Annotated in this window: 8 protein-coding genes and 1 other annotated feature; of the genes, 4 read left to right on the top strand and 4 right to left on the bottom strand. The window is 66.8% G+C overall.

Going from position 1 to position 12,012, the window contains the following annotated elements; all coding sequences use genetic code 11:
* Positions 1-70: 70 nt before the first annotated feature.
* Complete coding sequence (locus tag ACEVQ6_RS08745; RefSeq protein ID WP_374888548.1) at positions 71-1,261, top strand: hypothetical protein; 1,191 nt, start codon at positions 71-73, stop codon at positions 1,259-1,261.
* A gap of 79 nt (positions 1,262-1,340) precedes the next feature.
* Here the strand turns inward: ACEVQ6_RS08745 and creD are convergent, their stop codons facing one another.
* From creD to aspS, 4 genes are all read right to left on the bottom strand, one after another.
* Positions 1,341-2,780 (bottom strand): cell envelope integrity protein CreD, encoded by a 1,440-nt coding sequence (gene creD, locus ACEVQ6_RS08740; RefSeq protein ID WP_374888547.1) that lies wholly within the window; start codon positions 2,778-2,780, stop codon positions 1,341-1,343.
* Between the two features lie 126 nt (positions 2,781-2,906).
* Complete coding sequence (locus ACEVQ6_RS08735; protein WP_374888546.1) at positions 2,907-4,391, bottom strand: SulP family inorganic anion transporter; 1,485 nt, start codon at positions 4,389-4,391, stop codon at positions 2,907-2,909.
* A 66-nt stretch (positions 4,392-4,457) separates the two neighbouring features.
* Positions 4,458-4,515 (bottom strand) — a sequence feature (sul1 is cis-regulatory element that is thought to sense ions involved in sulfur or methionine metabolism; They are found in Alphaproteobacteria).
* A gap of 239 nt (positions 4,516-4,754) precedes the next feature.
* Positions 4,755-5,138, bottom strand: coding sequence for a DUF1236 domain-containing protein (locus ACEVQ6_RS08730; protein ID WP_374888591.1), 384 nt, complete (start codon positions 5,136-5,138; stop codon positions 4,755-4,757).
* A gap of 76 nt (positions 5,139-5,214) precedes the next feature.
* The gene (gene aspS / locus ACEVQ6_RS08725) at positions 5,215-7,002 is read right to left on the bottom strand and encodes an aspartate--tRNA ligase (protein ID WP_374888545.1); all 1,788 of its coding nucleotides are present in this window, start codon (positions 7,000-7,002) and stop codon (positions 5,215-5,217) included.
* Between the two features lie 281 nt (positions 7,003-7,283).
* On the opposite strand from aspS, the gene ACEVQ6_RS08720 reads away from it, so the two are divergent.
* The 3 genes from ACEVQ6_RS08720 (at position 7,284) to rnd (ending at position 11,734) form a co-directional block, all read left to right on the top strand.
* Positions 7,284-9,119: a sensor domain-containing diguanylate cyclase gene (locus tag ACEVQ6_RS08720; protein ID WP_374888544.1), complete on the top strand. Its 1,836-nt coding sequence runs from the start codon at positions 7,284-7,286 to the stop codon at positions 9,117-9,119.
* Between the two features lie 103 nt (positions 9,120-9,222).
* Positions 9,223-10,467, top strand: a complete 1,245-nt coding sequence (locus ACEVQ6_RS08715) for an MFS transporter (RefSeq protein ID WP_374888543.1) — start codon at positions 9,223-9,225, stop codon at positions 10,465-10,467.
* A gap of 121 nt (positions 10,468-10,588) precedes the next feature.
* On the top strand, positions 10,589-11,734 hold the full coding sequence (rnd, locus tag ACEVQ6_RS08710; RefSeq protein ID WP_374888542.1) for a ribonuclease D: 1,146 nt from the start codon (positions 10,589-10,591) through the stop codon (positions 11,732-11,734).
* Positions 11,735-12,012: the final 278 nt, after the last annotated feature.

The following is a 12,012-nucleotide window of genomic DNA, read 5'->3' as shown; positions in this document are numbered from 1 at the left end:
TATACTGATCGACCGATCCGTTTCCGATCCGGTCACGACATCACCCCCAATCGACATGAAGGATACATCGATGGTCCACGCGCGCAGCTTCCGCCTCATGCTTGCCGGCGTCGCCTTTGCCTGCCTCGGCAGCAACGCTTTCGCGCTCGACGGCGCGGATGTCGTCGCGAAGTTCAACGCCGCCAATGCCGTCAGCGGGGCCACGGTCGGCTATGGCAGCGTCGACGTTTCGGGCAGCACCGTGACGCTCAAGGGCGCGAAGGTGACGATGACCGGCCAGCCCGAGGCGCTGGAGATCGGCGACGTCACGCTTTCCGGCGTCAGCGAGACGGCGGGCGGCGGCTACAGGATCGAGACCGTCGCCCTGCCCGACGTCGACAAGGCGAAGGACGGCATGCGGGTGACGGTCGGCGACATCGTCTTCGGCGGCGTCACCGTTCCGGCTCAGGCGACCAATGCGAGCCTCGATACGATGCTGCTCTACGACCGCACGTCGACAGGGCCGATCCGCGTCACGGTCAAGGACCGCGAGGTCTTCTCGGCCACCGGCACCACCGCGACCATGAGCCGCCAGGCGAGCGGCAACGGCGTCGATTTCGACGCCGCCCTCTCCGGAATCAAGGCGGACCTGTCCGGCGTGGAGGACCCGAAGGCGAAGGATGCGATCCAGAAGCTCGGCCTGCAGACGCTGTCCGGGAAGGTCACCGCGAAGGGAAGCTGGGAACTCGACAGCGGCACCATCGCCCTTGATGAGTATGCGTTCGACTTCGCCGATGTCGGCAGGCTGAACCTCGAACTGGCGATCTCCGGCTACACGCTGAAATTCGTCCAGGCGCTGCAGGACGCGGTGAAGGCGGCGGAAGCCAATCCGAACAAGGAGCAGGCCAACCAGGCGATGGGCCTCGCGATGATGGGGCTGATGCAGCAGCTGACCTTCAACGGCGCGGCGATCCGCTTCGACGACGCCTCGCTGACGAAGCGCGTGCTCGACTATGTCGGCGGGCAGCAGGGGGTTTCCGGGGATCAACTGGCCCAGTCGCTGAAGGGCCTGGTGCCGATCATGATCGCCCAGCTTCAGCTTCCCGAACTGCAGAACCAGCTGACGACGGCGGCGAATGCCTATCTCGACCAGCCGAAGAGCCTGACGGTGCGCGCGGCACCGCCAAGCCCGGTCCCCTTCCCGATGATCGCCGGCGCCGCCATGGGCGCGCCGCGGACACTGCCGGGCGTGCTCGGCGTCACGGTCACCGCCAACGACTGACGCTCTTCCGCCCGCATCACACGAAGGCCCGTTCCGGCGAACACCGGAACGGGCCTTCATTCTTGCAACGGACGCGACCTCAGCGCCCCCTTCCCGTCCAGTCGACGGTGCGCGTCGCGGCCATCGTCGCGGCGATGGTCAGGAAGGAGATCAGCGCTCCGGCGAGCAGTGCATAGTCGTCCTCGCGCAGGATCAGGTACATCACGCCGTAGGCAAGCACGAGGATGCCGGCGAGCACGCCGCCGATGGCCCGGCTTGCCGTCACCGCGCCGACATAGGTGGCGATCAGCAGCGACGTCGCGGCCGCCGCCACCAGATAGGCGAGGTCGAAACCCGTATGCTCGGCGATCGCCAGCAACAGCACGTAGAAGACGATCAGCGCCAGGCCGGTCAGCACATATTGCACCCAGTGGACCGCGCGCCCGCCCTTCAGTTCGACGATGAAGACGGCAAGGAAGACGAGCGAGATGAAGCCGATCGCATATTTGAGCGTGCGCGCGATCAGCTGGTAGAACCGGACCGGCTCGACCATGGTGACGGTCATGGCGCTGTCAGCGAGCGGCAGGACGCTGCCCTGAACGGTCCGGTCGACGCCACGGGCGAGGAAGGGGATCGTCCAGACCGCCTTGAAGCCGGAGGCGTCGATCGTCTTCTCCTCCGGGAGGAAGGGGCCGCGAAAGCCCGGATGGGGCCAGTTGGCACGCGCCTCGAAGCGGCTGGTCTGCCCCGCCGGCGCCACGGCGAAGCTGCCCGAGCCGTTGAGGGACAGGTCCGCCCGGAAGGCGAACCCCTGGTCGAGCAGTCCCTGCGGCAGGCGGACATGCACGCCGGAGCCGGGCCGCGGCGGCGCGGCAGAGGGGTCGCCGTCCGCGGGCATCGCGGCCGTCACCGGGCCCATCCCCGGCTCGAAGGGCACGGGCGCGCGGCCATCGAGCGTGAGGGCGGCATCCGAGCGGATCCCGGCGATATCGGCGATGCCGACGACGAGAAGGGCGCGCGAAAAGTCAGGGCGCCCCTCGATCCGGGCGAGATCCTCGGCGCGCGGCGCGGCGAAGCGCCCGGAAAGCGCGATGCGGGCGTGATAGACCGGCAGGCTGTAGATCGACAGCCGTCGCTCCTCCGTCGAGAGGTCCGCGTCGACGTCGAGCCGCTCCGGCATCATCAGCGTCCATTCGGTCGCGGTCCTCTGCGACACGACGCGGCCGTCGGAGACGATGTCGCGCGTGACGAGGAAAGGAACGGCGAGGTAGGGGCCGTTGATCACCTGCGCGCCGCCCCATCCCTCGGCGATGCGTCCCGACACCTCGCGTGCGCGCTCGCCGCGCTCCTCCACCAGCCCCCAGACAAGGAGCGACGGGATGAGCAGCACCAGCGAGAGGAAGCCGATCATGATGAACCTGGCGCCGGGCGAGGCAAGGAGGCCGCGAACGCCCGCGCCGTCGTCCCCGCCCTTGTGCGGCGCCGGCGCCTCGGCCGGCCCCGCGTCCTCGTCTGCTTGCGTCGATTGCGCGTCGGTCATGGACAGCCTCCACAGGATGAACCGGCGAATCGAACCGGTGCGACCGCGACAGTCCGTCGCGATTGCGGCCGTTTCCGTCCGGAATGCGGCTGTTCCGATGGTGGTTTGCGGGCAATATGCCGGCGCTCAGTGTCCCACCGCAGCCGCACCGGCCCCGGGCTTGTCGTGGACGGCGAAGCGGTCGAGCATGTGGGCGCTTGCCGCGTTCAGGCCGACGACATCGACCTCCACGCCGGCCCGGCGATATTTCAGCACCACCTTGTCGAGCGCGCCGACGGCGGAAATATCCCAGAGATGGGCGTCGGAGACGTCGATGGTCACATGCTTGACCGGCTCGGCGAAATCGAAGGCGGCGATGAAGGCTTCGGTCGAGGCGAAGAAGACCTGTCCCTCGACGAGATAGCGGCGATGCCCCGCCCCGCTTGCCGGTTCGGACCGGACCCGGAAGAGTTTCGCCACCTTGCCGGCGAAGAAGACACCGGAGAGCAGCACGCCGACGAGCACGCCCTTGGCGAGATCATGGGTAAGGACGACGGTGGCGACGGTTGCCAGCATGACGACCGACGAGGGCAGCGGATTGCGGCCGAGATCGAGGATCGAGCGCCAGGAGAAGGTGCCGATCGACACCATGATCATCACCGCGACCAGCGCCGCCATCGGGATGATGCGCACCAGATCGTCCAGCACGAGGATCAGGAACAGGAGGAAGGCGCCGGCGACGAAGGTGGAAAGCCGTCCCCGGCCGCCCGACGAGACGTTGATCACCGACTGGCCGATCATGGCGCAGCCGCCCATGCCGCCGATCAGGGCCGAAGCGATGTTGCTCGTGCCCTGGCCGACGCATTCCTGGTTCTTGTCGCTGCCGGTGTCGGTCATGTCGTCGACGATCTGCGCCGTCAGCAGCGATTCGAGCAGGCCGACGGCAGCGAGCGCCACGGAATAGGGGAAGATGATCGTAAGCGTCTCGAATGTCAGCGGCACGTCCGGCAAGGCGAGCACCGGCAGGGTCGAGGGCAGTTCGCCGAGATCGCCGACGGTGCGCAGGTCGAAGCCGAACCAGAGGGAGACGCCCGTCAGGACGAGGATCGCCACCAGCGGCGAGGGAATGGCCTTCGTGACGTAGGGAAAGAGATAGATGATCGCGAGCCCGGCGGCGATCATCGGGTAGGTGATGGCCGGAACGCCGATCAGTTCCGGCAACTGCGCCATGAAGATCAGGATCGCCAGCGCGTTGACGAAGCCGGTGATGACGGAGCGCGACACGAAGCGCATCACCCGGCCAAGTCGGAGGACGCCGGCAAGGATCTGCAGGATGCCCATCAGGATCGTTGCGGCGAAGAGATACTGGATGCCGTGGTCGCGTACCAGCGTGACCATCAGCACGGCGGTCGCGGCGGTCGCGGCGGAAATCATGCCGGGCCTTCCGCCGGTGAAGGCGGAGACGCAGGCGATCGCGAAGGAGGCGTAGAGGCCGAGCTTGGGATCGACGCCGGCGATGACGGAGAAACCGATCGCCTCGGGAATGAGGGCAAGGGCGACGACGATGCCGGAGAGCACGTCTCCACGGATGTTGGAAAACCACGCGCGGCGGTAGGATTGAAATCTATTCATGGGATCGTTTTCGCAAATTGATCGCATCGACCGGCGGGGCGCCGGCGGGGAAATGGGGATGCTTTGCGTTGTCTGGCGGATCGGCGGCCAGAAGAGCCACCCGGGAGTTTCACCCGAGTCCTTGCGATGCCCCAGCGATAGCCTGTTTGCGACCGCCCTGCAATCCCGCTCCGGCGACAGCGACGCGGCGGGCAAGGATCGATCATCTCGAAAAATGAAAATGCCTCCGAAACCGCTTGTCGGGATTGGAGGCATAGGGAAGGAAGTACGGGAGACGAAAGCGTCTCGCGGATGATGACGTCCGCTTTGTCTCCCTATCGGGAAGCGGAACGCGAAAGATCGCGCCCGCCATACGCAAAGGCCTTACTCGATGATCTCGATCACCTGGCGCGTCTGCGGGTCGACGACGACGTGGCGTTCGTTGACGACCGTATAGGCGTAGCTGCCGTTTCCGTCGATCACATGGGTCTCGACCGACTGCGGCAGCACCTCTCCGATCAGCACGTCGCCGTCATAGGCGATCGACGGCACATCCTGCTCGAGAACATAGGTGCGGACCTCGCCCGGCACGGTCACCACCGTCGAGGCCGTCACCGACGGATCGGTCGCCACCGCGGGGCTCTCGATCACGGGATCGGTGACGATGACCTCCACGTCCTGGGCCCGGGCGGTGCCGGTCAGAAGAAGGCCCGACAGGAGAGAGGCGGCAAGGGCGGGGCCGGCAATCCTGGCTGCAAGGGGAAGCATGCGCATCTGTGTCTCCTGAAGGTGTTTGAGCACGTTCAGAACACCGCGGACGCCGGAATGGTTCCCCCCGGCTCCCTCAGTCCTTCTTCGTCGGCACGACCCTCAGCGCCAGCTCGCGCAGCTGCGCGGGCGTTGCCGGGCTCGGCGCGCCCATCAGCAGATCCTGCGCCTGCTGGTTCATGGGGAAGAGCGAGATCTCGCGCAGGTTCTTCGCCCCGACCAGCAGCATCACGACACGGTCGATGCCGAAGGCGCAGCCGCCATGCGGGGGGGCGCCGTACTGGAAGGCACGGTAAAGGCCGCCGAAACGCTCCTCCACGTCCGTCTGCGACAGGCCGACCTTCTCGAAGGCCTTGACCATCAGCTCGGGCGACTGGTTGCGGATCGAGCCGGAGGCGATCTCGAAGCCGTTGCAGACGGCGTCATACTGGAAGGCCTTGATCGCCAGCGGATCCTCGCCGTCGAGCGCCGCGATGCCGCCCTGCGGCATCGAGAAGGGGTTGTGGGCAAAGTCGAGCTTCTTCTCGTCCTCGTTCCACTCGTAGAAGGGGAAATCGACGATCCAGCAGAAGTCGAAACGGTCGCGGTCGACGAGGTTGAGTTCCTCGCCGGCGCGCGTGCGTGCTTCGCCCGCGAACTTGTAGAACTTCGCCGGGTCGCCGGCGACGAAGAAGCAGGCGTCGCCGTCGGAAAGGCCCATCTGGGTGCGGATCGCCTCGGTACGCTCGGGCCCGACGTTCTTCGCAAGCGGGCCGGCCCCTTCCATCGTTCCGTTCTCGCTGCGCCAGAAGATGTAGCCGAGGCCGGGCTGGCCGGTCGACTGCGCCCAGGCGTTCATCCGGTCGCAGAAGGCGCGGCTGCCGCCGGTCTTCGCCGGAATGGCCCAGACCTCGACCTTCGGGTTCGACGCGATCATGTTGGCGAAGACCTTGAAGCCGGAGCCCGCGAAATGCTCGGTCACGGCCTGCATCTCGATCGGGTTGCGCAGGTCCGGCTTGTCGGAGCCGTATTTGCGGATCGACACGTCATAGGGAATGCGCGGCCAGTTGTTGGTGACCGGCTTGCCCTCGGCGAACTCCTCGAACACCCGCGTCATCACCGGCTCGACCGTCTCCCAGACGTCTTCCTGGGTGACGAAGCTCATTTCGAGGTCGAGCTGGTAGAATTCGCCCGGCAGGCGGTCGGCGCGCGGGTCCTCGTCGCGGAAACAGGGCGCGATCTGGAAATAGCGGTCGAAGCCGGCGACCATCAGGAGTTGCTTGTACTGCTGCGGCGCCTGCGGCAGGGCGAAGAACTTGCCCTCATGGATGCGGCTCGGCACAAGGAAGTCGCGCGCGCCCTCCGGCGAGGAAGCGGTCAGGATCGGCGTCGTGTATTCGGCAAAGCCGGCATCGCCCATGCCGCGGCGGATCGAGGACACGATCTGCGTGCGCCGGACGATGTTCTTGTGCAGGGTCTCGCGGCGCAGGTCAAGGAAGCGGTATTTCAGCCGCACGTCTTCCGGGTAATCCGGCTCGCCGAAGACCGGCAGCGGCAGTTCCTTCGCCACCGAAAGCACCTCGATCTCGCGCGCATAGAGCTCGATCTCGCCGGTCGGCATGCCCCTGTTGACCGTCTCCTCCGTGCGCGCCTTGACCACGCCGTCGATGCGCACCACCCATTCGCTGCGCACCTTCTCGGCCAGCGCGAAGGCGGGGCTGTCGGGATCGGCAACCACCTGCGTCATGCCGTAATGGTCACGCAGGTCGATGAAGAGAACGCCGCCATGGTCGCGAACGCGATGGACCCAGCCCGACAGGCGGACGGTGGAGCCGACATCCGACTTGCGGAGGGCGGCACAGGTGTGGCTGCGGTAACGATGCATCGTGGTCAAATCCCGGAAACGGCACGGCCAGCCGGCGCGAAGACACGCGCAGCGACCCATCAAAATCGGGCCGGACAAGCGCATGGCCGCCTCCGTTTGTCAAGGGACGACGAAGGGCACCTGTGCCGCGCGCCGTCCCGCCGGCACGCAGACGCACGCTGCCGCCGGCAATCCCGAATCCGGCCGGGGTCCCGGATTGGCGCAGAAATCGTCCGATAAACACGATTTCTGCGCCCGGAGACGTTTAAATCCCGTTCAATTCTTCTGTATAGACTGCGGCCATGAAGATCAGCGCCATCACCAACTGGGCCTACGGCATCACCGTCGCCCTTACCCTCATCTCGGGCGGCGCCTTCCTTCTGTCGGTCGAAGGCGCGGAGGGCGAACGCGTCGCCGTCGAGAAGCGGCTCGTGCTGGAGGAACTCGCCGAAGATCTCGCGCTCGGCATGGAGGAGCGCAGCGACGAGGCGCGGCTCTACGTCATGCGCGGCGAGGCGCGGCATCTCGACGCCTTCCACGGGCGCGAGAACGAGCAGCAGACCCGGGAAGCGCGGATCGAGGCGATGAAGGCGCATGACCTGCCGGCGGCGGAGGTGGCGATCCTCGAACGCATCGGCATCGATTCCCTAGCGCTCGACGCGCTGGAACGCGCCGCGATCGACGCCTATGCCGCAGGAGACGTCGAGGGGGCACGGCGGACGCTTTTCGGCCCGGAACACGAGCGGCTGCAGTCGGATCTCCTCGAGAAGGCGGCCCAGTTCCGCACCCTCGTCACCGCCCGGGCGGATGGCGCGCTCGGCCAGGCCAAGCTGCGCGCCGACCTTTACGGGACGCTGGCCAAGATCATGCTGGCGCTGACGGCGGCGGTGTTTCTCGGCGTGCTCTATTTTATCGTCAAGCGCCGCATCGCGCGGCCGCTCGTCGAGATGACCAGCATCGTCAACCGCATGGCAAAGCAGGACTACGCCATCGAAATGCCCGTCGATCGCCGCCAGGACGAGATCGGCGAGATGAGCGAGGCGATCAACGTCTTCCGGCTGAACGGGCTGGAACGCGAGCGGCTCGACGCGGAGCGGCGGCTCGACCAGCAGATGAAGGACATGATCCTGCAGATGCTGCACCGGATGCAGGCCTGCCAGAGCCGGGTCGAGCTCGCCGAGGTCGTCGCCCGCTTCGTGCCGCAGATCTTCCCCGGGCTCGCCGGCCGGCTCTACGTGCTCGACGACGCGCGGGCCGAACTGGTGACGCTCGGCCTCTGGTCGACGCCGCGCCATTCGCTGTCGGCCTTCGCCGCCGACTGCTGCTGGGGCCTGCGGCGCGGCCGGCCCCATGTCAGCAACCGCGATTCGAGCGATGTCAGCTGCCAGCACCTCACCGAGGGCGACATGCCGGGCCTCTGCGTGCCGCTGACGGCCCAGGGCGAGATGATCGGCCTGCTCTATTTCGAGGAACGCGCGAGCCATGCCTCGGCCGCCGAAACGGCGCGGCTCTATCTGGAGATCATCGCCGAGAACATCGGCCTGGCGCTCGCCAACCTGCAGATGCGCGACCGTTTGAGCGCGCTCGCCTCCCACGATCCGCTGACGGGCCTTCTGAACCGGCGGGCGCTCGAGGAGGCGCTGCGCCGGCTCGGCCATGGCGGCGGCGACGCGCTTGCCTGCCTGATGATCGACATCGATCGCTTCAAGCGCTTCAACGACGAATTCGGCCACGAGGCCGGGGACCGCGTCATGCAGCATGTCGCGCGCCGGATCGAGGACAGTCTCGGCGCGGCCGGGCGGGCCTACCGGTTCGGCGGCGAGGAATTCGCCGTCCTTCTCCACGGCGACGATGCCCGCCTCGCGGTCGAATGCGGCGAGACGATCCGCAGGGCGATCGGCGACGTCCCGCTCTCCCATAACGGGCAGACGCTCGGGCCGGTGACCGTCTCGATCGGCGCCGCCGAAGGCCTGGCCTCGGAGCCGGCGACAGGCCTTCTCGCGCGCGCGGACGGGGCGCTGCTGATGGCGAAGTCGAGCGGCCGCAACCGCGTGGTCGTCGCGCCGGTCACGGGCCATGCCCCGCCCGCGGCGGGAAGCCCCTCGACGCACGAGGCCGCGCCGTTACACGGTTTGTGACGCGCCCGGCCAATTCTTGACTGTCTGTGCGGCCCGGCTCTGGCTAGAAGTCGGAAGGCCATCCCGCTGCCGGTCGCGCGGAAGCCGTCCCTCTCATGCCGCCATGTCCCAGTCCCAGATCCGCCCCCTCGTTCCGCTGCTCGTCACCGCCGGCATCCTGATCGGCGGCAACGGGCTGCAGGGCACCTACATCTCGCTGCGCGCGCTTGACGAAGGCTTCTCGCCCTCGCTGATCGGACTGGTCGGCACCGGCTACAACATCGGGTTCGCCATCGGCTGCATCTATGTCACGCGGGTGCTGCGGGCGATCGGCCATATCCGCACCTTCTCCGCCATGGCGGCGATCGCTTCGGCATCCGCGATCGCCATGGTGCTTCTCATCGACCCGGCATTCTGGTTCGCGATGCGGCTCGTTGCCGGCATCTGCTTCGCCTCGCTCTTCGCCACCGTCGAAAGCTGGCTCAACGCCCGCGTCACCAACGCCAACCGGGCACGCACCCTGTCGATCTACCGCGTCGTCGATCTCGGCTCGGTAACGGCGGCGCAATACCTGATCCCGGCGGTCGGCATCGACGGTTTCCAGCTCTTTGCCATCGTCGCCATGGCGCTCGCCCTGTCGCTGGTGCCGATCTCGCTTGCCGACCGGACGAGCCCCGGCGCGCCGGACGCCATCCGCTTCGATGTCAGGGCCCTGTGGAACATCTCGCCGCTGGCGACCGTCGGCTGCATCGTCGTCGGCCTCACCAACTCGACCTTCCGCGCGCTCGGGCCGATCTACGCCGACGGCATCGGCCTGTCCGTCACCTCGATCGCCACCTTCATGAGCCTCGGCATCGTCGGCGGCGTCGTGCTGCAATATCCGCTCGGCGTCTATTCGGACCGGCTCGACCGGCGCCTCGTCATCCTCGTCGCCACCATTGGCTCGCTTGCCGCGGGCCTGTTCCTCGCCTTCTTCGCCGGCGACGCGGCGTTTTCCAACTATGTCGGCATCTTCGTCTTCGGCGCCTTCGCCATGCCGCTCTATTCGCTGTGCTCGGCCCATGCCAACGACCATGCGGCCGAGGGGCAGCACGCGTTGGTCTCCGCCGGCATGCTGTTCTTCTGGTCGCTCGGCTCGGTCATCGGCCCGCTCTTCGCCTCCGTCCTGCTCGACGGTTTCGGGCCCCAGGCGCTCTTCGTCTACACCTCGGCCGTGCTGTTCCTCTTCATCCTCTACACGCTGCGGCGGATGACGGCGCGCGGCTCGGTTCCGCGGGAAGCCCGGCGCATGCGTTTCCGCCACCTTTTGAGGACGTCCTTCTTCTTCAACCGGCTGGCGGCGCGGCCGAACGACGACAAAAACGGTTGATACACCGCCTGCTGCATGGCGATTCGGGCGGGTAGCAGGATATAGCGATTGTCGCACGGGTTGCGAGCGGCTAAACCGGACCTCTCTTTCGCCCTGTTTCCGCCACAGTGACTTCTGTTCCATGATTGAAACGACTGCCGATCTTCAAGCCGCCTGCGACAGGCTCGCCCGTGCCCCGTTCGTGACGATCGACACGGAATTCCTCCGGGAGACGACGTTCTGGCCGGAGCTGTGCCTGATCCAGATGGCGAGCCCGGACGAGGCGGTGATCGTCGATCCGCTGAAGCCGGGGATCGACCTTCAGCCCTTCTTCGCGCTGATGGCAGATCCGCACGTCGTCAAGGTGTTCCATGCGGCGCGGCAGGACATCGAGATCATCTTCCACCTCGGCGATCTCGTGCCCCATCCGATCTTCGACACCCAGGTCGCGGCGATGGTCTGCGGCTTCGGCGACAGCGTTTCCTACGACCAGCTCGTCAGCCGGATCAAGAACGTCCACATCGACAAGTCGTCGCGCTTCACCGACTGGAGCCGGCGTCCGCTCTCGGAGAAGCAGCTCGACTACGCGCTCGCCGACGTCACCCATCTGCGCGACGTCTACATCCACCTGAAGGCCGAGCTGGAGCGGGAGAACCGCTCGCACTGGCTGAAGGACGAGATGGACGTGCTGGAATCGCGCGAGACCTACGACCTGCATCCCGACGAGGCCTGGCAGCGGCTGAAGATGCGTGTGCGCAAGCCGCAGGAACTCGCGGTGCTGCAGAAGATCGCCGCCTGGCGCGAGCGCGAGGCGCGCGCCCGCAACGTGCCGCGCGGGCGCATCCTCAAGGACGACGCCATCTACGAGATCGCCCAGCAGCAGCCGCGCGACGCCGAGGCGCTCGCAAGGCTGCGGACGATCCCGAAGGGCTGGGAGCGGTCCTCGAGCGGCAGCGCCATCGTCGAGACAGTCAATGCGGCGCTCGCCGTGCCGAAATCGGATCTGCCCAAGGTCCCGCGCCAGAACGGCGCTCCGGAAGGGGCGCCGGCCGCGATCGAGATGCTGAAGGTGCTGCTGAAGCTCATCGCCGAGAAGCAGGGCGTCGCGCCGAAGATCATCGCCAATTCCGAGGATCTGGAGCGCATCGCCGCCGAGGGCGAGAAGGCGGACGTCGCCGCGCTCAGGGGCTGGCGCCGGGACATCTTCGGCGATGTCGCGCTCAAGCTGATCGGCGGCGGCGTCGCGCTGCGCTTCATCGACCGCCGCATCGAGACGGTGGAACTTTAGAGCATGTCCAGCCGAAGCGGGGTCGCTTCGGCGTCGGACACTGCGTTGGAACAGAAAGCAGAGTCTCTGGGGTTCATTCCGAACCAGGCAGGCTCTGGGCTCTTTTGTTGTCGTTTTTCCTTTCGGGACGACCGGATTCCACCGATCCCTGACGAACTTTAAAATACGCCTCGCAAAGGCGCGCACGGTCTTTGCGACAAGACAAAATCCCGAAGCGCAAGAGCCTATCGGAACGATCGCGACACGCGTCGGACTTTCTCCGGCGTCGGCCGACGCCG

This window comes from Ensifer soli (genome assembly GCF_041928815.1).
GTDB lineage: Bacteria > Pseudomonadota > Alphaproteobacteria > Rhizobiales > Rhizobiaceae > JBHFEI01.
Note: the sequence above shows the minus strand (reverse complement) of the source record. Positions and strands in the feature narration are given on the sequence as shown.